Below are 19,564 nucleotides of genomic sequence, written 5' to 3' on the forward strand. Positions count from 1 at the left end.
CCTTCCGTGTCCGGGATCACGGTGGCGCTGCCTCGCCAAACGATACCATTGGCATGGCGACCGCCCTTTCTCCTGGTATCCATGCCTTTCCAGCTCGGCCTCAGCGGCCTCCCAGGCTATGACCTCCACGCCTTCCGGCACATCCGGGAGAATGCCCGGCTGCACCCGGATGTGCCCCTGCCCGTCGGCGACATCGGCCATGACGCGGCGGCGGTGCTGGTCCACGAAGGCCAGGCGGTCTTTGCGGTGGAGGAGGAGCGCCTGAGCCGCTTCAAACACACCATGGGCCTCCCCCGACGCGCGTCCCAGGCCTGCGCCGAGGTCGTGGGTCTTTCCCCGGCGTCCCTCCCCGCAGCCCATTACCTCGATCTGAACGACGACCACCTGCACCGGCATCTCCAGGCCACGGGCGCTGTCGATCCCCGCCTTGAGCGGGCCATCCGCGCCGAATTCCAGCGGACCCGCGAGGCCGCCGGCGCGTTCAAGGAGGCCTTTCCGGGCCTGGAGGCCGTGGATCACCACCTGGCCCACGCCGCCAGCGCCTACTACCTCTCCGGCTTCGAGCGGAGCCTGGTGCTCGTCATGGACGGCAACGGCGAGTCCGCCTCCCTCAGTCTCTACCTGGGCGAGGGCCCCGATCTCCGGCTGCTCCTCTCCCTGCCCACCATCAGCTCGCTGGGCCTGCTCTACGCCTTCGGCACGCACTTCCTTGGCTTCGAGCCCATCGAGGATGAGTACAAGGTCATGGGCCTCGCCGCCTATGGCGAAGGCGACGACACCTACCTGCCCTTCTTCGAGGGACAGCTCCAGTGGGAGGGGAACGCGCGCTTCACCATCCCGGCCCTGCTCAAGGATCCCGCCAGCCGCACCGTGCGCTGGAGCCGGCAGCTGGGCGCGGCGCGTCAGCTGGAGGAGCCCATCGAGGCGCGGCACATGGCCCTGGCGGCGGGCCTGCAGAAGGCCCTGGAGCGGGCCGTGCTCCGGCTCATCGAGCCCGTCGAGGCCGCCCACCACACGCGCCACCTCTGCCTCGCCGGGGGTGTGGCCTTGAATTGCAGCCTGAACGGCATGCTGGATCGCAGCGGGTTGTTCGACCGCCTCTTCGTGCAGCCGGCCGCGGGCGACCCCGGGGCGGCCCTCGGCGCCGCCCTGGTGGCCGAACGTCGACGCCGTGGGGGCAAGCTTCCGGAACGGATGGCCACCCCCTACCTGGGACCGGCCTTCACGGCGGCTGATATCGAGACGGCCCTCCAAGCCCACGCCTCAGCCCTCGCCTGGGAACGTCCGGAAGACCTCCTGGATCGCACCCTCGACCTGATCGGCGCGGGGCAGGTCGTGGGCTGGTTCCAGGGCCGCATGGAGTTCGGGCCGCGGGCCCTGGGTAACCGCTCGATCCTCGCCGATCCCCGGCGGGCGGACATGAAGGACCGCGTGAACCGCGCCGTGAAGAAGCGCGAGGAGTTCCGCCCCTTCGCCCCCTCCGTCACCGCCGAGGGCGCGGATGCCTTCTTCCACCTGCGGGGCCTGGATCAGTACGAGCACATGACCGTGGCCGTGAAGGCCCGGGCCGACCGTGCGCCGGAGATCCCCGCGGTGGTCCACGTGAACGGTACCTCGCGGGTCCAAGTCGTGCGGCGCGAGGCCAATCCCCGCTACTGGGAGCTCCTCACGCGCCAGGGCCGGCGCACCGGCGTCCCGATCCTGCTGAACACCTCCTTCAACGTGCGGGGGGAGCCCATCGTCTGCTCGCCCGAGGACGCCATCCGCTGCTTCCTGGGCACCGGGCTTGATGCCCTGGTCCTGGAGGACACGCTGGTGGTCAAGCGCACCTAGCGAGTTCTCAGAGCCGCAGCCCCTCAGGGACGAACGTGTAGGGGATCGGATCGACGAGGCCCGCCTCCTGGAAGCCGCGGAGGCGCAGGTGGCACGAGTCGCAGTGGCCGCAGGCCTCAGTTTCGCCCTGGTAGCAGGACCAGCTCAGGTGCAGGGGGGCGCCCAGGTCGCGGCCCTTCCGCACGATGTCGGCCTTGCGAAGGTGGATGAGGGGCGCGTGGAAGGCGAGGCGCGTCTCGGGTTTGGTGCCGAGGTTGGCGGTCTGCTCGAAGCTGCGCAGGAAGACCTCGCGGCAGTCGGGATAACCGCTGCTGTCCTCCTCCACGAAGCCCACGAAGATGGCCGTGGCGCCCAGCACCTCCGCCCAGCTCACGCAGGTGGCTAGCAGATGTGCGTTGCGGAAGGGCACGTAGCTCACGGGCACGCCCGGGCGGTCCAGCTCGCCCTCGGGCAGGGCGATGGAGGCATCCGTGAGCGCGGAGCCGCCGATGGCCTTCAAGGTGTCGAAGCCGATGATGAGCCGCCTGGAAGCGGGCACACCGTAGAAGTCCGAGATGTCCTGGAAGGCCTGTCGCTCGCGAGCCTGGGTGCGCTGGCCGTAGTCCGCATGCAACAGGGCCAGCTCGTAGCCCTCGGCCTTCGCGATGGCGGCGGTCACGCAGGAGTCCATGCCGCCGGAGAGGGAGACGACGGCCAGTTCAGCCATGCCGGATCCCTTCCGCCCACGCTTCCAATTCATCCATCTCGCGCTGAAGCCGCACGGCTTCAGCGGCATCGTCCGCCTTGGGCGGAACCTGGTACGGAATCCCGTACTTGATCACGCAGGTGGCGAAGGGATAGGGGATCACCATGCGGTCCCAGGTCTTCAGCTCGAAGCTGTGGTCGAAGGCGAGGCTCACGGGGACGATCCAGGCGCCGGTCTTGCGGGCCAGGGCGAGGGTGCCGGGCTTCAGCTCCATGAGGGGCCCGCGGGGGCCGTCGGGCGTGATGCCGAAATCCCAGCCCTGCTTCACGGCCTGGATCATGCGCACCAGGGCCTTGGCGCCGTCCTCGCTGGCGGTGCCCCGCACGGCGTGGATGCCGAACCAGCGCCAGGTGGCTGCGCTGCGCTCGCCATCCTTGCTGTCGCTGGAGAGGATGGCCACGCCCCGGTCCTCGCCGCCCCCAGTCCGGCGATGGAAGGGATAGGACAGAGGCATCATGAAGAGGCGGCGGTGCCAGAAGGCGAGAATGATCCGCGCATCCCGGGCCACGAGCCCCTCCACTGGCTCGAAGCCCTCCCGGCGCACCCGCAGGGTGTAGGACCACAGTTTGCTGAGGCCCGCCACCAGGAAGGGGATGACACGGAAGTGCAACCACACGGACAGGGGCGAACCCAGGGGCCGGCCCCGTTCCGCGATGTCGAGCCGGGCGCCCATCAGGCGCCTCCCGGCAGCAGATCCTCAGGCGTGATGGGGTACATGGTCCCGCAGTAGTCGCAGCGGACTTCCACAGGGCCCGGCTCCTCGAAGAGATGCGCCTTCTGCTCCTCCGGGAACCGGCGCAGGGTCTCGAGCAGGGCTTCGCGCGTGCAGCGGCAGCGGTAGAAGATTTCCGTGGCCACCAGATCGTCCGCGCCCTGGCCCTGGGAGACCCAGGTGGCCAGGAAATCCGGCGTGCGTTCCCAGAGGGGCACCACTTCGAGGCCTTCGATGGCCTGGACGAGCCGCGCCAGGCGGTCGGGAGGGCAGTCCGGCAGCGGTTCCACCAGCAGCCCCCCGGCCTCGCCGGTGCCCGGGTCGCACCAGAGCGTGAGGCTGGCCTGGATCTGCTCCGACTGCTGGAGGTAGTGCTCCACCTGCACCTGGATGCCGCCCTCTACCATGGGCAGATGGCCCACGTAGGGCTGACCCGAGGCATTCGAACGCATCACCTGGAACACACCTGGGCCCTGGATCCACTCCGCGGCGATGTCCGGCCCCGGATCCAGCACGCCCCGGATGGTGCCGTCCGGCCAGCTGTCGGTCACCACGGCCTTGGCCCGGCCCGAACCCTTGACCAGCAGCTGCAGGCGCTCCGCGAAGAGGGTCCGGCCTTGGAGCAGGGCCGTGGCCGTCAGCAGCTCCGTGAGGCAGGCGCACGCCGCGGGCTCAAGGTGCGGGTGCCCCCGCCGGACGCCATCCCACAAGGGGCTGGCATCCAGCGAGGACAATCGGATGTGGCGGTCCCTGGTGAGGGACTTGACCACCCGGGCCTGGGGAACAGCTTCATTCATCGATTCAATCCCACCCGATCTGGCGGCCCTTGTTCTGCTGCTCCAGCCAGGCCATCAGAGGCTTGAAGTACTCCATCATGGCGCGGGTGGAGAGGTCCTCGCCGGTGGCCTCCTTCAGCACCTTCCGCCAGTCCTCCGTGGCCCCCTTCGCCAGGATCTTCTTCAGGAAGGCGCCCACCTCCTTGTTCCCCGCGTAATTGCAGCTGCGGGGATCCTGGTGGAGGATCTGCCGGGCGATGTGGTCGTGCATCTGGAACTTGAAGACCGTGGCCCAGCCGTAGCTGTAGTAGTAGGCGGGATTGTCGTTGATGTGGGTCTTGGTGGCGGCGTCGCAGAACTGCTCGCCGCGGGGGCTGGGCGGTTCCACGCCCTGGAGGTCGCGGACATCCTTCCACCAACGGGCGTTGAGCTGGTCCGCGGGCATGTTCTTGCCGTAGAACTCCGCCTCCCACTCGGGCATGGTGCCGCAGGCCCAGTACATGAAGGGGATGGCCACTTCCAAGGCATCGTTCAGCAGCACCTGCATCTGGTCGGCCTTGTAGTCGGCCGGCAGCACGCCCGCAGACTTGAGATAGGGGATCTGCCGCGTGGCCATGGCGATGAGCTCGCCCACACCCTCATGGAAGCTGGGGTTGGCGCCGTCCCGCAGGAGGGGCGGCACGTCGGGGCGGGTGTAGCTCATGAAGTAGTAGCCGTGGCCCAGCTCGTGATGCACCGTCTCGAACCACTCGGCGTTGGGTTCCACGCTCATGAGGGAGCGGATGTCCTTGTCCAGGTCCAGGTGCCAGCAGGAGGCGTGGGCGTTCTTCTTGCGGGGGTCGCCGGCCTTCACGGGGTAGAGGTCGGACTTGGCCCAGAAGCTCGCGGGCAACGGATCGAAGCCCAGCCCCGTGTAGAAGGCCTCAGCCGTCTTCACGATGCGCTCGGGCTGCCAGCCCTTGAAGTAGGGATCGAAGTCCACGGCGCTGACGAAGCCGGTCCAGTTCTGGCTCCAGCGGTTGTTGATCCAGTGGGCGGGGATGGCCTTGGGCACGGGCTGGCCGTACTTCTTCGCCATCTCGTACTTCACCCAGGTGTGGAGCTGCAGGTAGAGGGGCTTCAGCTCGGCCAGGAACTTCCGGTTGAAGGCCAGCATCTCGTCCGTGGTCAGGCCGTAGCGGGCCACCTGGAGGGCGAAGTAGTCGGGGTAGCCCAGCTCCCGGGCCACGCCATTGCGGAGGTCACGCAGGCGCACCAGGCCGTCCTTCAGTGGGATGCCAATCTCCTTGCTGGCCTCCCACCACATCCGACGCTCGGCCAGGTCGCGGCTGGAGGCGAGCTTGTTGTCGATGTCGTTGGCGCTGACGGGCCGGCCGCCGACCTTGAACTGGTAGCCGTTCATGAGCGAGACCTGACGGGTCTCCGCCTCGATGCGCTCGGCCACGAGCTTGGGCTTGGTCATGGGTCCCTCGGCACCGTAAGGCATGAGCAGCACGCGCTCCAGCTGGCGCACGGTCTGGTCATTCAGGTCGCCGCGGTGCTTCAGCAGCTCCTTGGCCTCGGTGATGACCATGGGATTGCCGTTGAAGGCTGCGAAGGCCTTCCCTGCCCACTCGGCCCCGGCGTCGTGCTCGGGCTTCACGTCGGTGGAGGCGGCCCAGGTGGCCTCCTGGCTCACGTAGTACAGGGACTGGTAGCCGGCGTTCACCAGCTTGAGAAAGCGATCCGCCCGTTCCTGCAGGGGGGAGATGGCCTGGGCCATGAGGGGGATGCCGAGCATGAGGGCGGGGAGGAAGCGCATGGGGGGGGCTCCGGGGAACCCTCTATTGTGCCTACGGGGCGGCCGGCCGTCAGCAGGGGAGGAGGATGCTGAAGTTCGACCCGAAGCCCACCTGGCTCTGGGCGCGGATCTGCCCGCGATGGGCGGCCACCAGGCGCTGGACGATGGCCAGCCCCAGGCCTACGCCCTGGCTGGCATCGCTGCGCTCGGTCTGCCGGAAGGGGTCGAAGATGAACGGGAGGTCCCCAGCCTGGATGCCCCGCCCCGTATCGATCACCGAGAGCCGGAGGAAGCGCATGCCGGCCTCCACGCCGGAGCCGAACTCCACCCCGGCCTCCACCCGCACGGCCCCGCCCCGGGGGGTGAACTTGAAGGCGTTGTCCACCAGGTTCACCAGGGCCCGGTCCAGTTTTAGCTGGTCGCCCTGGAAGACGGGCAGGTTCTCGGGGATCGCCACCTGGAACTCCACGCCGGCCGAGGCCGCCCGCAGGTGGTACTGCCCCAGCAGGGCCGTCAGCCAGGGTGCCGGGTGGATCTCACTGAACTCCATGGGGATCCGCCCGGTGTCGCTGCGGTAGATCTCCAGCATCTCATCGAGCAGGTTCTTGATCCGCGTGCAGGAGTCTTCGGCCTTCCCCAGCGTGTCGTCGCGAACCACGCCCCCACCCCGGATTTTTTCGAGGACGAGCCCGAGGACGGTGAGCGGCGACCGGAGATCGTGAATCAGCATGGTGGTGAAGTTGGTCTTGAGGGTGTTGACTTCCTTGAGCTTGAGGTTGGCGTCCAGCAGGTTCTGGTTCTGGATCTCCAACTCCCGCTGGAGCCGGCCCAGGTTCACCTGATGCTCGACCCTGACCAGCACTTCCTCGGCGCTGAAGGGCTTGGTCACGTAGTCACGGCCGCCCACGCGGAAGGCCTTCACCTTGTCCAGCGGATCATCCAGGGCGCTGATGAAAATGATGGGGATGCGGGCCAGCGCGGGTTCCTTCTTGAAGGCCTCGCAGGTCTCATAGCCGTCCATGCCCGGCATGTTCACATCGAGCATCACCAGTTCGGGCGGGTGGCGGCGGGCCGCCTCCAGGGCCATGGCGCCGGAGGGCACGGCCCTCACCCGGTAGTCCCGCTCCCGCAGCACCGCCCCCAGCAGGTCGAGGTTGGCCGCGTTGTCGTCCACGATGAGGATGTCGCCCTGGGGCACCAGCATGTCGATCTCCGAATTCATCTGTCCAGCGCGTTGAGCAGTTCCTGAAGTTTGTAGTTCCGAAGCAGCTGCCGGAGCCCTTCGGCGATGGGGTGGGCGCCCAGTTGATCGACCAGGGCTTGGGCCGCCTCGGTATCGCCGATCAGGACCGCATTCTTCAGATCGGCCTGCCAGCCCTCGGGCTGAAGCTTCAGACTGGCCAGGTCGCCGGAAGAGGGGGGCGCGGCCTCGGGTGCCCTGGTCAGGAAGCGCAGGCCCAGCAGGCGGCCCGCCACCTCGAAGAGCTGCGATTCACGAAACGGCTTGCCGAGGAAGTCGTCGAAACCCGATTTGCGGAGGGTTTCGCGATCCAGGTCGATGACGCTCGCCGAGATCGCCACCACGAAGGTATGGGGCAGGTTCTGCTCCAGCTCCTTCCCCCGCAGGATCTGGAGTGCCTCGAAACCACTCATGCGGGGCATGCGCAGGTCCATCCAGATCAGGTCCGGGCGCTGGCGTTCCCAGAGCTCCAGGGCCTCGACGCCATCGGCGGCGGTGACGGCCTGGAACCCTACGGACACAAGCAGCTGGGCGAGGAGGTCCCGGTTTTCGGGTCGATCGTCCACCACGAGCATCTTCACGGGCCGCTGCCCCGGTTCCAGGCTGATGACCTGCCCACCGCCCTCCAGCTCCAACGGAGGCTCCCCCTCGGCCATGGGCAGGCTGAAGCTGAACCGGCTGCCTTCGCCAAGCCGGCTCTCGAGGTGCAATTCCCCGCCCATGAGGTGCACCAGGGAACGGCTGATGTGGAGGCCCAGGCCGGTGCCTTCCGCGGCCAGGGGCTGGCTGGCGGCCTGGAAGAAGGCCTGGAAGAGCTGGCGCTGATCCTCCTCGGAGATCCCCGGACCCGTATCCTCCACGGCGAAGGTGGCCCGGCCCGAGGCGTAACCGGCCCGGAGGACCACAGAGCCCTGTTGGGTGAACTTCACGGCGTTGCCGAGCAGGTTCACCAGGATCTGCCGGAGCTTGGCGGCATCGCCCTCGAGGTGCTCCGGGAGGGCCGGATCCGCCTCCAGCCTCAGCTCCAGGCCTTTGGCCCCAGCCCGGATCCGCTGCATGTCCAGCACCCCCTCCAGCAGCGTCGCGGTGTGGAACGAGGCCACGCGCAGTTCCAACCCGCCAGATTCGATCTTGCTGAGGGACAGCACGTCATTGATGAGGGACAGCAGATGCTCGCCGGCACCCAGGATGCGCCCGAGCTGGTCGCGATCCTCCGTACTGCGCCCGGTCCGGCGGCTCATCAGCTGGGCGTAGCCCAGGATGGCATTCAGCGGTGTGCGCAGCTCATGGCTCATGTTGGAGAGGAAGGCGCTCTTGGCCCGGTTGGCCAGCTGGGCCCGCGCCTCGCTGGCCCGCAGGTCCGCCTCCAGGGCCTTTCGCTCCGACAGGTCGGACGCGACGCTCAGGTAGCCCACCTGTTCTCCCTCCCCCCCCGTCACCCGGGAAAGGGCCACCAGCATGGGGATGCGCCGCCCGTCGCGGGCCAGGAAGGTCCACTCCCGCTGGTCGGGCCCGGCCTCCGTCAGCAGGCGGATGATGTCGATCTCCGAAGGCACGGAACGCCCCGTGCGCTGAGCCAACCCCTGGGCGCAGGTCTCCAGCTCCTGCCGATCGAGCCAGGTCGCCACACGTCCGCCGACGATCTCCTCGGCGCGGTAGCCGAGCAGGGCTTCGGCGTAGGGGTTGAAGCGGCGCACCACCCCCTCGTTGTCCCGGACGATGATGGCCACCTGGGCGTTCTCCAGCACCGCCCGTTCGCTGGCTTCGCGCTCGGCCAGGGCATGGATGGTGTCCCGCAGCCGCGCGATCATGCGGTTCAGCTCGCGCCCCATGTCCGCGAGTTCGTCCCGCCCCCGGGTCACCACCCGGGCCTCCAGATCGCCCCCTGCAGCCCGGCGCACCTGATCCACCATCCCCCGGATGCTGTTGGAGAGATCCCGGGTGATCAGGTAGCCCAGGGCCAGGGCGGTGGCCAGGCCCACCAGGATTATGGCGAAAGACCAAGCCCGGGTCCGCCGGGCCCGCGCCGCCATCCCCTCCATGGTCTGCTGGGCGGCATCCTCCTGGGCCTGCACCAGACCCGCGAGGAGGTTCGTGAGCGGCAGGATCTCCGGCAGCAGATCGTCGTCCACGAACCGTCCGAGCTCCGGCAGCCGCCCCTCGGACAGGAGCTGCTCCAGGCGGTCTAGGTCCTTCGCCACATAGCCCGTGAGGCCATCCATGCGGGCCAACACCTCGGCATCCGTCTGGGCCGGGGCCGAGGCCTTGAACGCCGCCCACTGGCGACCCGCCTCCCGCCGGGCGGAGCGCACCCTCGCGAGCCCCTCCGCCGGTTCCAGGGTGCCGCCCCGCACCTGGCGGGCCGCGAAGAGGATGCGGATGCCGTAGGCGTCCGACACGATCTTCAACTGGCGCACGGGCACCAGGCGGTTTTCGAAGATCCGCAGGGCCTGGGCTTCCTCCTGGTGGAGGATGCCGAGCTGGATCAGGGCCAGTCCCGCCAGGATCGCGGCCACGGCGCTGTACCCCAGCCAGAGCTTGGCAGCGATGCGGAACCGGCTGAGGAACGCGGGCATGCGACATCCCTTCGGGGCCTGGAAACCGGAACCTTGAGGATGGATGTCCCGTCGGTCCAGTCAGTGGAGTGGCGGCATTCCCGTGGAATGATGACGGGCCGGCCCACCCGCCGCAATCTCTCAAGGCTTAGAATCGGGCAGGCGCTCTGCCGCCCGCACCCCGCACGGAGCTGCCATGCCCGATCTCCGACACCATCTGCGAGCCGCTCTGGTGGCCCTGTGGGTCCTGGGGCTCGGGGTCGCGGGGCGCGCCACCACGCCTCCCTCTCTCTCCATCGCCGCCGCCGCGGATCTGCAGTTCGCCCTGACCGAGGTGAAGGCCGCCTTCACGAAGACGCAGCCCGGGCTGGAGGTGGCCATCACGTATGGGTCCTCCGGCAACTTCTACACCCAGCTCACGAACAAGGCCCCCTTCGACCTCTTCCTCTCCGCCGACCTCGACTACCCGAAGAAGCTGGTGGACGCCGGGCTGGCGGATGGCCACACCGAATTCATCTACAGCCGCGGGCGCCTGGTGCTGTGGGTGCCGAAGGGCTCTCCCATCCCCGTGGAACAGCTCGGGATGCAGGCCCTCCTGCATCCCGCCGCCCGCAAAGTGGCCATCGCGAATCCCCGCCATGCCCCCTATGGGCGGGCCGCCGAGGCCGCCCTGGCGAAGCTCGGCCTGCTGGAGGCCGTGCAGCCGCGCCTGGTCTTCGGCGAGAACATCGGGCAGGCCGCCCAGTTTGTGCAGACCGGTGCCGCCGACATCGGCATCCTCGCCCTGTCTCTGGCCCAGGCCCCGGCCCTGGCTGCCACAGGCCGGACCTATGAAGTGCCCCAGGCGTCCTATCCGCCCCTTGATCAGGGCGGCGTAATCCTGAACCACGCCCGCAACCGGGCCGCGGCGCTGGCCTTCCGGGCCTTCCTGCGATCGCCCGAAGGGGTGGCGATCCTCCGCCGCTACGGCTTCACCGCGGAGGACCGCTGATGGCCCCGCTGATGGATTGGCAGGCCATCCGGCTGAGCCTCTGGCTGGCCTCGCTCACCACCCTGGTGCTGCTGATCCTCGGGCTGCCCCTGGCCTACTGGCTGGCCTTCTCCCGCCGGCGGTGGAAGTTCCTGGTGGAGGCCGTGGTGGCCATGCCCCTGGTGCTGCCGCCCACGGTGCTGGGGTTCTATCTCCTCCTCGCCATGGGCCCCCGCAGCCCCCTCGGACGGGCCTGGGAGGGCCTCTTCGGGAGCACCCTGCCCTTCTCCTTCGAGGGTCTGCTCATCGCCTCGGTGCTCTACAGCCTGCCCTTCATGATCCAGCCCCTGGCCGCCGCCTTCGCCTCGGTGGACCGCGGCCTCATCGAGGCCTCCTGGTGTCTGGGCGTGTCCCGCCCCGGCACCTTTCTCCGGGTGATCGCGCCGCTCTCCTGGGCGGGCATCCTCACGGGGCTGGTGCTCAGCTTCGCCCACACCCTGGGCGAATTCGGGGTGGTGCTCATGGTGGGCGGCAACCTGCCGGGCCGCACCCGCACCGTGAGCATCGCCATCTACGACCAGGTGCAGGCCATGGACTACGGGCCGGCGGGCCGCACCGCCGCCCTGCTGCTGGGCGTATCGTTCCTCGTACTGGCCTTCACGTATGCGCTGCGGCGTCGGCAAAGGAAACCGTGGACGCTCATCTGATCGCCGCCGCCCCCGACTCCGGCCCCTACCTGCAGGCGGCGGCCGAGCGCCGGTTCCCGGGTGGCGCCACCATCGAGGCGCGCTTCGAGGTCCCGCGGCCGGGCTTCTCCGTGACCGTGCTCTTCGGCCCCTCCGGGTCCGGAAAGACCACGGCCCTGCGCCTGCTGGCCGGACTGGAACGGGCGGATCGCGGTTCCATCCAGGTCGACGGAACCGTCTGGTCGGACGCCGGGCGTCACATCCACCTGCCCCCCCAGGTCCGTGATCTCGGCTTCCTGCCCCAGGCCTACAGCCTCTTCCCCCACCTCAGCGTCGCCGCGAACCTGAGCTACGGCCTGGCCGCCCTGGATGCCCGGCAGCGGGCTGCGCGCGTGGCGGAGTTGCTGGCCCTCCTCGACCTGGGTGGCCTCGGAGACCGGCATCCCGGTGAGCTGTCGGGCGGACAGCAGCAGCGCGTGGCCCTGGGCCGCGCCCTGGCGCGGAAACCCAGGCTGCTGCTGCTGGACGAGCCCCTGTCCGCCCTGGACCGGCCCTCCCAGCTGCGCCTTCGCAAGGAGCTCCGCGAGCTGCTCCGCGCGCTGGACATCCCCACCATCCTCGTCACCCATGACCGCGCGGAGGCGCTTCAGCTGGGGGATCGCCTGGTCGTGATGGATCAGGGCCGGGTCTGCCAGAGCGGCGGCATCCAGCAGGTCTTCGACCGGCCCACGGATCCTGCCGTGGCGCGCATCCTGGGCGTGGAAACCGTCGTGCTGGGCCAGGTGGAATCGGTGTCCGAGGGCATGGCCACGCTCGCCGTGGGACCCGCTCGGCTCCTCGGCGCCGATCCCGGCAACCTCGGGCGCCTGGCCTTCGTCTGCATCCGGGGCGAGGACGTGGCCGTGGAGCGCGGGTGCGGCCCGGGTTTCGGCTCCACCGCCCGCAACCGCCTGCCGGCGCGGATCACGACCCTGCACCCCGAGGGCTCCCTCGTGCGGATCGCTCTCGACGCGGGCTTCCCCCTGGAGAGCCTCGTCACCCGCCAGGCCTGCACGGATCTCCGCCTGACCGAAGGGGATCAGGTCTGCGCCATCCTCAAGGCCGCGGCGATCCACCTGATTCCGCACGATTGATTTGGGCTCCGCCGCAGGCGGAGGCCTACGAGAAACGCGGGCCATGCGGCCCGCGTTTCTCGTGGTGGAAAAGGCTAGGCCTTCGTCCACCGCAAGACGGGCTTGCGGGCGGCGGTGGTCTCGTCCATGCGGCGCAGGGGGGCCAGGGTCGGCGCCTGGTGCAGGGCCTCGGGGTTCTCCTCGACCTCCTTCGCGATGGCGAGCATCGTGTCGCAGAAGGCATCCAGCTCGCCCTTGTCCTCGCTCTCGGTGGGTTCGATCATGAGCGCGCCGGGGACGATCAGGGGGAAGTAGATCGTGGGTGGATGATAGCCGTGGTCGATGAGGCGCTTGGCGATATCGAGCGTGTGGACATCGTGCTTGGCCTGCAGCGTGTCGCTGAAGACCACCTCGTGCAGGCTCGGCGAGTCGATGTGAAGGGCGTAGGCGCCCTTGAGCCGGGCGCGGATGTAGTTGGCGTTCACGATGGCGCGCAGCGTGGCTTCCTTCAGGCCGTCGGAGCCGTGGCTCAGGCAGTAGGTCAGCGCCCGCACCAGGATCCCGAAGTTGCCGTAGAAGGTATGCACCTTGCCGATGCTCTGGGGCCGATCCCAGTCCCAGCGGTAGGTGTGCCTGGGCACTTCGCCTTCGCCCACCTTCACGGTGTCGCGCACGACGACGGGCACGGGCAGGAAGGGCAGGAGCTTCTCGGTGCAGCAGACCGGACCCGCGCCGGGACCGCCCCCGCCGTGGGGCGTGGAGAAGGTCTTGTGCAGGTTCAGGTGCATGACGTCCACGCCGAAGTCGCCTGGCCGCGCCACGCCCACGAGGGCATTCATGTTGGCGCCGTCCATGTAGACCAGGGCGCCCACGCTGTGCAGCAGGTCGCTGATCTCCTTGAAGCGGAACTCGAAGACGCCCACCGTGTTCGGGTTGGTGATCATGGCCCCGGCGATCTCGGTGCCGAGTTCCGCCACCAGGGTCTTCAGGCCTTTGCGGACCTTGCCGTTCAGGGGGTCGGTCACGTCCTCGAAGCTGATGGTGCCGTCGGGACGGGAGGGCAGCTCCACCACCTCGTAGCCCGCCATGGCGGCCGTGGCGGGGTTGGTGCCGTGGCCGCTGTCGGGGATGAGAATGACGCGGCGCTTGGCGCCCTGGGCCACGTGGTAGGCGCGGATGAGCATGACGCCCGTGAGCTCCCCGGCCGCGCCGGCACTGGGCTGCAGCGTGATGCCGGGCAGGCCCGTGATCTCCTTCAGCCACTCCTGCAGGGTGAAGAGTGTCTCCAGGTTGCCTTGAACGAGGGCGTCGGGGGCCATGGGGTGGCTGTCCGTGAAGCCGGGCAGGCCGGCGACCTTCTCGTTCAGCCGGGGGTTGTGCTTCATGGTGCAGGAACCCAGGGGGTAGATGCCATCGTCCACGCCGTAGTTCCACTTGGAAAGCCGGGTGAAGTGACGGATGACCTCCACCTCGCTCAGCTCGGGCAGGGCGTCGAAGCCGCTGCGCTTGAGATGGGCGGGGCGGGTGTCCTTGGCGGCGGGCACGTCGAGCTTGGGCAGATCCATGCCCCGCTTGCCGGGGACGGAGCGGTCGAAGGAGAGGGATTCGCGCTGACGAAGGAACATGTCGCTCTCCTTAAACCGTAGCCGGGACGCGGGCCAGGATCTCGACGAGGCTCTCGATCATCTGGCGGGTGTGGAGTTCGGTGGCACACCAGAGGATGCAGCCCTGGTATTCGGGATAGAAGCGGCCCAGATCCAGGCCCGGCAGCAGACTCTCCTTCAGGCAGGCCTCCTGGAGCGCGGCGTAGTCGCCGGTGTAGCGCAGGACGAACTCGTTGAAGAAGGGCACCTCGAGCACGGGTTCCATGTCCGGCAGCTCCAGCAGGCGCTGACGCAGGTACTGGGCCTTGGCGACGTTCTGCTCCGCCAGGCCCTTGAGTCCTTCGGGACCCGCCAGCTGCAGGAAGATGTTGGCGCGCAGGGTCACGAGGCCCTGGTTCGAACAGATGTTGCTGGTGGCCTTGTCGCGGCGGATGTGCTGCTCGCGGGCGGTGAGCGTCAGCACGTAGCCGGTGCGGCCATCCAGGTCCTTGGTCTGGCCCACCACGCGGCCGGGGATCTCGCGCTTGTGGGCGTCCTTCACCGCCAGGAAACCCAGGTAGGGCCCGCCGAAGTTGGGCTTGTTGCCGAAGGACATGGCCTCGCCGCAGGCCATGTCGGCGCCGGCCTTGCCGGGCGCCTCCAGCCAGCCGAAGGCCAGAGCCTCCTGGGTGACGCTCACCAGCAGGGCACCGGCCGCATGGACGGGACCCGCCAGGGCGGAAAGGTCCTCCACGGCGCCCAGGAAGTTGGGATAGCCCACCATCACGGCGGCCACGTCGCCACTCAGCTTGGCCTGCAGGTCGGCCAGGTCGGTGACGCCATCCTTCAGGTCCACTTCCACCAGCTTCAGGTCGTCATGGGGGGCGAAATTGGTCTTCAGCACCTGGCGGTAGAGGGGATGCAGGCCGCGGCTCACCAGCACGGTGTGGCGCTTCTTCTGGACACGCACGGCCATGAGGGCGGTCTCGACGCAGGCTGTGCCGCCGTCGTAGAGGCTGGCGTTGGTCACATCCAGGCCGGTGAGGTCGCAGATGAGCGTCTGGTACTCGAAGAGGTGCTGGAGGGTGCCCTGGCTGATCTCGGGCTGGTAGGGCGTGTAGGCCGTGAACCACTCCTGGCGGCCCACCATGGCGTCGATGGCCGCGGGCACGAAGTGGTCGTAGGCGCCGGCGCCGAGGAACTGAGCGCAGAACCGCGTGTTCTTGTTGGCCAGGTCCAGCATCTGCCAGGTCACTTCCTGTTCGGAGCCCTGGGCGGGCAGATCCAGCCCTCCCTTCAGGCGCAGGGACTCGGGGATGCCCGTGAGGAGATCCTCGGCGCGGGCAACGCCGATCGTGTCCAGGAGGGCCCGATCTTCGGCAGGGGAGGAAGGCAGATAGCGCATGGCGGCCTCGGCAAGGAAGCGGATGGAATCGCAGCTCTTCAGCGTATCAGCCCGGGATGCCGAGGCCTCCTGTGCAGGTGATCACAGACCACCCAGGCACAGACCACTTGATCCGGGCGGCGCGGTGGGAGGGCTCGGCCCGACCACTGCGCGGGGGTCCGGGGGGAACCCCCGGAGAGGATTACCGCCGCTTCCAGAGGTCGAAGGGCTGGGTTCCGATGAGGACGTCGAAGCTGCCGGAGGCCGGGCTGGTCCCCTGGGGGCTCCTCAGCTTGAGGAACCCGTACGAAAGCTCCAGATAGAACTTGGACAAGAGGGTGGTGCGCAGCAGGAGTCCCGTCCCCTGCGCGCGGAGGTCGGTATCGGCGTGGAAGAGGGCCTCCGGCTGCTCGGACATCCAGGCCAGGTCGAAGCGGGGCACCACCTCCAGCGTGATCCCCAGGCCGCCGTAGACCCTGAAGGGCACACCGAACCGCATCGCGCCGAAGTTGGGTGCCAGGTGGCTGGCGGCCCGGGACCCGATGACGAACGAGGACCCGCCCAGAACCCACCAGCGGTCCAGGGGCAGGTGGCGGCCCTGGCCCCATTCCAGATCCAGGTCGGCCCCCAGGAACTCGCTGAAGGCGTGCAGGCCCCGGGCGCGGAAGGAAGTCTGCTGGAAGCTGCCACCGGGGAGGAGGCCACTCTCCACCTCGCCCACGCCCCCCCGGGCCCTCAGGAGAAGTCCCTCTCGGGGGAGCGTGTGGCGGTCGAAATTGTCCCACTCGGCGGAAAGGAAGGCCGCGTCCTGGGACTGGGTCTGGCGCAGCCCGCCCTCCTTGAAGGCCACGTTCCTGCGCGCCAGGTCGAGGCTCAGCTTGCCCGTCCCCAGGTTGCTGAAGCGGAGGTAGGTCCGCAGGACCAGATCCGAGGCGCTGATGCGGGCCTCCACCCCGCCGAGCGGGAATGGGGGGGCGGGCCAGGCGAGGGCTGTCTCCAGACGCTGCTGCCAGTAGTTCCCGCTGAGTTCCATGCCGGCCCCCGGCGAGAAGCTGAAGGGCACCCGCAGGGCCACGGTCGCCTGCTGCTGCAACCGGTTGCGGGCCGCGCTGAACTCCAGCTCGGAGCCCTTGAAGCCCAGATTCAGAGCGTGGTACGTCAGCCCCAGCTGGCCGCCCAGCGTGCTTTCGTAGCCCAGGGACAAGTCCAGCCGGTCCTGCTGCTGGGGCACCGGGATGAACGTGAGGATGGTGCCGCCCTGACCATCGGGCCGGGTGAGGTAGTGCAGTTCCGCGAGGTGGAGGCGGTGTTCCGCCAAGGCGATGCGCTGCTGGAGGTCCCTGGGCCGGAAGGGGCGCCCCTCCAGATGGCCCAGGATCCGCCGCAGGTGGGCATCATCCACCGCCGGCCCGGGCACCGACCACACTTCCACCTGGGAGACCCGGGGCTCCCGGAGGACGACCCGCAGGTGGCCGGTGGCCTCCTCGAAGCCGGAGCCGCGGGCATCCACCAGGGGGCTGCCCTCCATGAGCAGGCGGTAGACCAGCTGCGACATCAGGCTGCCGAAGACCTGGGGGTTGTAGGCGGAGCCGAGCGGCATGCCGTCGGCCAAGGTCTTGTTGACGAGGGGCAGCCAGGCCTCGGGGGCCTCCACGTCCAGCCCCGTCATGACCGGATAGGGCCGCATGTGGATGGTCAACGTCCGGTCGGCGTCCACAGTGGCCCAGGCCTCCCGCGCGAGCCCATGGACAAGGATCTGCTGGAGGAGGATCTGGACATCCAGGAGGTGGAACCCGCCCCGTAGCCGGGTCAGGGTCGCGGCCAGCGTGCCTTCCAGGGCCTCCCCGAGGGGCATGGGGTTTTCGAAGACCACCCGGTCCGCCTCCAGGGTTTCCTGTCCCCCCGTCTTTCCGCGCAGGAAGATGCCCAGTTCCTCCAGCCGTGCATCGAAGGCCTCGCGGCCCTGGAGCACCAGCTTGGGCGCCAGGCTCCCGTATTCCAGGAAGGGGGCGTCGCGGATATCGGGCCGGATGAGGAAGTCCGCCGCCGCCCGGCTCTCCCATTGGCGGCGTTCCACGACCAGATCCAGGCTGCGGGAGGCCACGGAGAAGATGTTCGTGGCCTGCCGGCGCACCAACGGATTGCTGATGTCCACCGCGATGACCACGTCCGGGTGGAAGGCCTCCTTCGCGGTGAAGACGGGCAGGTTCTCCACCAGGGCGCCGTCCACATACTGCTGCTGGTCGATCACCACGGGCCGGAACCCGCCAGGGACGGCCATGGAGGCGCGCACGGCCTCCACCAGATCACCCTTCCCGAAGACCCGACCCTGCCCCGTCTCCAGGTTGGTGGCCAGAACCCGCAGGGGCCGCTGCAGCCGGTCGAAGTCGCCGCCCGAGAAATAGGCGCCCCGGGCCAGGAGGACCTGCAGGGTGCGCTGCACCTCAAGGCCGCTCCGCAGGCCCTGGGCCAGGGTGGTCTGCCCGTCCTCCCGCTCGATGGACATGAAGGTGGACTCGCGGTCCTCCTGCTCCACCAGGGTCTCGCCGGGATTGCGGAGCAGCGGTTCCAGGAAGGCGCGGGTCAGGTCCAGGCGGCGGAAGAGGTCCTCGATCTCGCGGCCCGAGAAGCCGCTGGCGTAGAGGGCCCCCACCAGCGCCCCCGCACTGGTGCCGGTGATGCTGTCCAGGGGGAAGCCCACCTCCTCCAGGCGCTGAAGCACGCCGATGTGGGCCAGGCCCCGAGCCCCGCCGCCGCTGAGGGCCAGGCCCACCCGCGGCATGCCCGGGATCACCACCCGGGGGACGAAGCGGAACACCATGTCCGGTGGCTGGACCGTGACCTCGATGCGCCGAGCTACCGCGGGCGCGGCCGGCTGGGACGATGCCGGGGGTGCGCTCTGGCCGGCCAGCAGGACCGGAAGCCCGAGCAGCAGCAGGCTCCGCCCTGGGGCCAGCCACCCCGGTCTCATCCGAGGACCGCCCGCTGTGCCTCCATGAGGGCCGCGCAACCGGCCAGGCCCAGGTCCACGAGGCCCTCCGCCTCCGTTCGACTGAAGGGGCGGCCCTCGCCGGTGCCCTGGAGCTCCACCAGCAGCAAGTCCCCGCCGGCCCCCTTCCCCGTCGTCGGCCTGGCCGCCACGAGGTTGCAGTCCACGGCCGCGAGGTGGTCCTCCTCGTATTCCAGATCCAGGACCAGGCCCTGGCGGCCTTCGCCAGATTCCACGATGCCCGCGCTCACGGCTGCCACCTGACGGACCAGGGCCGCCTCCAGGCCCCTGCTTTTCAGCGCCAACGCCACGGCCACCCAGGCCCCGGTGATGGCCGCGCAGCGGGTGCCGCCATCGGCGTTCAGCACATCGCAGTCCACCGTGAGGGTGCGCTCCCCCAGGGCGGCCAGATCGACCGCCTGGCGGAGGCTGCGGCCAATGAGCCGCTGGATCTCCACCGTGCGCCCCTGCTGCTTGCCGCGGGCGGCTTCCCGGTCGGACCGGGTGTTTGTCGCCGCGGGCAGCATGCCGTACTCGGCGGTGAGCCAGCCGGTGCCCCGGCCCTTCATCCAGCCGGGCACTTTGTCCTCCAGGCTGGCCGAGCAGAGCACATGGGTGCGTCCCAGCTTCACCAGGCAGGATCCGGCCGCGTGGAGCTGGACGCCGGTTTCAAATTCCAGGCTTCGGGACTCGTCACCGCGGCGCATCAGCAGCCCTTCCATTCGATCTTGTCCACGCGTCTTTGGTGGCGCCCACCTTCAAAAGGTGTTTCCAGGAACAATTTCAGGTAGTATTCCGCCTTGAGCGGATCCGTCAGCCGCTGGCCGAAAGCGATGGCGTTTGCGTCATTGTGCTGCCGTGCCAGTGCCGCGTGCTCAGGGGAGGTCACCAGCGCGCAGCGGATGCCAGCATGGCGGTTGGCCGCGATGCTGATGCCGATGCCGGATCCGCAGACCAGCACCAGGCGCTCCCACCGGTTCCGGCCCTCCGCCGCCCGATGTGCGAAATCCGGGTAGTCCACCGAGGCCGATCCATCCGTGCCGAAATCCACCACCTCATGTCCCTGACTCATCGCCCAGGCCTTGAGCCGTTCCTTCAGGTCGAATCCCGCATGATCGCTTGCAAAGCCGAGTTTCATCGTCCCGCTCCCTGGCTCCCAGCCTACATCGGGCGGCGCATGCGCCTCCTGATATCTATCC

The 19,564-nt window shown here is 69.0% G+C and carries 15 protein-coding genes; 4 read left to right on the plus strand and 11 right to left on the minus strand.

The window, feature by feature from the left end; all coding sequences use genetic code 11:
- Positions 1–81 precede the first annotated feature (81 nt).
- Positions 82–1,833, plus strand: a complete 1,752-nt coding sequence (locus tag NOV65_RS13670; protein ID WP_257307029.1) for a carbamoyltransferase family protein — start codon at positions 82–84, stop codon at positions 1,831–1,833.
- A gap of 7 nt (positions 1,834–1,840) precedes the next feature.
- Here the strand turns inward: NOV65_RS13670 and queC are convergent, their stop codons facing one another.
- Genes queC through NOV65_RS13700 form a run of 6 tightly spaced genes read right to left on the minus strand, consistent with a single transcriptional unit; the run spans position 1,841 to position 9,662 of the window.
- Positions 1,841–2,539 (minus strand): 7-cyano-7-deazaguanine synthase QueC, encoded by a 699-nt coding sequence (gene queC, locus NOV65_RS13675; RefSeq protein WP_257307031.1) that lies wholly within the window; start codon positions 2,537–2,539, stop codon positions 1,841–1,843.
- Positions 2,532–3,251: a lysophospholipid acyltransferase family protein gene (locus NOV65_RS13680; protein ID WP_257307033.1), complete on the minus strand. Its 720-nt coding sequence runs from the start codon at positions 3,249–3,251 to the stop codon at positions 2,532–2,534. The genes queC and NOV65_RS13680 overlap by 8 nt, the downstream gene beginning before the upstream one ends.
- Positions 3,251–4,087 (minus strand): Hsp33 family molecular chaperone HslO, encoded by an 837-nt coding sequence (locus tag NOV65_RS13685; protein ID WP_257307034.1) that lies wholly within the window; start codon positions 4,085–4,087, stop codon positions 3,251–3,253. Before NOV65_RS13685 ends, NOV65_RS13680 begins: the two co-directional genes overlap by 1 nt.
- A 4-nt stretch (positions 4,088–4,091) precedes the next feature.
- Positions 4,092–5,867: a M2 family metallopeptidase gene (locus NOV65_RS13690; RefSeq protein ID WP_257307035.1), complete on the minus strand. Its 1,776-nt coding sequence runs from the start codon at positions 5,865–5,867 to the stop codon at positions 4,092–4,094.
- A gap of 49 nt (positions 5,868–5,916) precedes the next feature.
- Complete coding sequence (locus tag NOV65_RS13695; protein WP_257307036.1) at positions 5,917–7,050, minus strand: hybrid sensor histidine kinase/response regulator; 1,134 nt, start codon at positions 7,048–7,050, stop codon at positions 5,917–5,919.
- A gap of 14 nt (positions 7,051–7,064) precedes the next feature.
- Positions 7,065–9,662, minus strand: a complete 2,598-nt coding sequence (locus NOV65_RS13700) for an ATP-binding protein (RefSeq protein ID WP_257307037.1) — start codon at positions 9,660–9,662, stop codon at positions 7,065–7,067.
- Between the two features lie 175 nt (positions 9,663–9,837).
- Between NOV65_RS13700 and modA the strand changes: the two genes are divergently transcribed.
- The 3 genes from modA to NOV65_RS13715 are packed head-to-tail and all read left to right on the plus strand — an operon-like array spanning position 9,838 to position 12,430.
- On the plus strand, positions 9,838–10,632 hold the full coding sequence (gene modA / locus NOV65_RS13705; RefSeq protein ID WP_257307038.1) for a molybdate ABC transporter substrate-binding protein: 795 nt from the start codon (positions 9,838–9,840) through the stop codon (positions 10,630–10,632).
- Between the two features lie 11 nt (positions 10,633–10,643).
- Positions 10,644–11,318, plus strand: a complete 675-nt coding sequence (gene modB / locus NOV65_RS13710; RefSeq protein ID WP_425250862.1) for a molybdate ABC transporter permease subunit — start codon at positions 10,644–10,646, stop codon at positions 11,316–11,318.
- Entirely contained in the window at positions 11,303–12,430 is a 1,128-nt protein-coding gene (locus NOV65_RS13715) for an ABC transporter ATP-binding protein (RefSeq protein WP_257307042.1), read from the plus strand. Before modB ends, NOV65_RS13715 begins: the two co-directional genes overlap by 16 nt.
- A gap of 74 nt (positions 12,431–12,504) precedes the next feature.
- Here NOV65_RS13715 and gcvPB read toward each other — a convergent pair whose 3' ends face one another.
- The 5 genes from gcvPB to rpiB form a co-directional block, all read right to left on the minus strand.
- Positions 12,505–14,034, minus strand: a complete 1,530-nt coding sequence (gene gcvPB, locus NOV65_RS13720) for an aminomethyl-transferring glycine dehydrogenase subunit GcvPB (RefSeq protein WP_257307043.1) — start codon at positions 14,032–14,034, stop codon at positions 12,505–12,507.
- Positions 14,035–14,044: 10 nt separating this feature from the next.
- Positions 14,045–15,397 carry an aminomethyl-transferring glycine dehydrogenase subunit GcvPA gene (gene gcvPA / locus NOV65_RS13725; RefSeq protein ID WP_257307045.1) on the minus strand — a complete coding sequence of 451 codons (1,353 nt, stop codon included), beginning with the start codon at positions 15,395–15,397 and terminating at the stop codon, positions 14,045–14,047.
- A 181-nt stretch (positions 15,398–15,578) separates the two neighbouring features.
- On the minus strand, positions 15,579–18,347 hold the full coding sequence (locus NOV65_RS15510) for a patatin-like phospholipase family protein (protein WP_306672139.1): 2,769 nt from the start codon (positions 18,345–18,347) through the stop codon (positions 15,579–15,581).
- On the minus strand, positions 18,344–19,072 hold the full coding sequence (rph, locus tag NOV65_RS13740) for a ribonuclease PH (RefSeq protein ID WP_257307047.1): 729 nt from the start codon (positions 19,070–19,072) through the stop codon (positions 18,344–18,346). The genes NOV65_RS15510 and rph overlap by 4 nt, the downstream gene beginning before the upstream one ends.
- The gene (gene rpiB / locus NOV65_RS13745) at positions 19,072–19,503 is read right to left on the minus strand and encodes a ribose 5-phosphate isomerase B (protein WP_257307048.1); all 432 of its coding nucleotides are present in this window, start codon (positions 19,501–19,503) and stop codon (positions 19,072–19,074) included. The genes rph and rpiB overlap by 1 nt, the downstream gene beginning before the upstream one ends.
- Positions 19,504–19,564 lie beyond the last annotated feature (61 nt).

Source organism: Geothrix campi (assembly GCF_024609265.1).
Classification (GTDB): domain Bacteria; phylum Acidobacteriota; class Holophagae; order Holophagales; family Holophagaceae; genus Geothrix; species Geothrix campi.

Bases quoted from the DNA above. Each gene is read 5' to 3' on its own strand.
- NOV65_RS13670 (WP_257307029.1), top strand. From the start codon at position 82: ATGCCTTTCCAGCTCGGCCTCAGCGGCCTCCCAGGCTATGACCTCCAC.
- NOV65_RS13690 (WP_257307035.1), bottom strand. From the start codon at position 5,867: ATGCGCTTCCTCCCCGCCCTCATGCTCGGCATCCCCCTCATGGCCCAG.
- modA (WP_257307038.1), top strand. From the start codon at position 9,838: ATGCCCGATCTCCGACACCATCTGCGAGCCGCTCTGGTGGCCCTGTGG.
- NOV65_RS13700 (WP_257307037.1), bottom strand. From the start codon at position 9,662: ATGCCCGCGTTCCTCAGCCGGTTCCGCATCGCTGCCAAGCTCTGGCTG.
- rpiB (WP_257307048.1), bottom strand. From the start codon at position 19,503: ATGAAACTCGGCTTTGCAAGCGATCATGCGGGATTCGACCTGAAGGAA.
- NOV65_RS13695 (WP_257307036.1), bottom strand. From the start codon at position 7,050: ATGCTGGTGCCCCAGGGCGACATCCTCATCGTGGACGACAACGCGGCC.
- modB (WP_425250862.1), top strand. From the start codon at position 10,644: ATGGATTGGCAGGCCATCCGGCTGAGCCTCTGGCTGGCCTCGCTCACC.
- NOV65_RS13680 (WP_257307033.1), bottom strand. From the start codon at position 3,251: ATGGGCGCCCGGCTCGACATCGCGGAACGGGGCCGGCCCCTGGGTTCG.
- NOV65_RS15510 (WP_306672139.1), bottom strand. From the start codon at position 18,347: ATGAGACCGGGGTGGCTGGCCCCAGGGCGGAGCCTGCTGCTGCTCGGG.
- gcvPA (WP_257307045.1), bottom strand. From the start codon at position 15,397: ATGCGCTATCTGCCTTCCTCCCCTGCCGAAGATCGGGCCCTCCTGGAC.
- rph (WP_257307047.1), bottom strand. From the start codon at position 19,072: ATGCGCCGCGGTGACGAGTCCCGAAGCCTGGAATTTGAAACCGGCGTC.
- queC (WP_257307031.1), bottom strand. From the start codon at position 2,539: ATGGCTGAACTGGCCGTCGTCTCCCTCTCCGGCGGCATGGACTCCTGC.
- NOV65_RS13685 (WP_257307034.1), bottom strand. From the start codon at position 4,087: ATGAATGAAGCTGTTCCCCAGGCCCGGGTGGTCAAGTCCCTCACCAGG.
- gcvPB (WP_257307043.1), bottom strand. From the start codon at position 14,034: ATGTTCCTTCGTCAGCGCGAATCCCTCTCCTTCGACCGCTCCGTCCCC.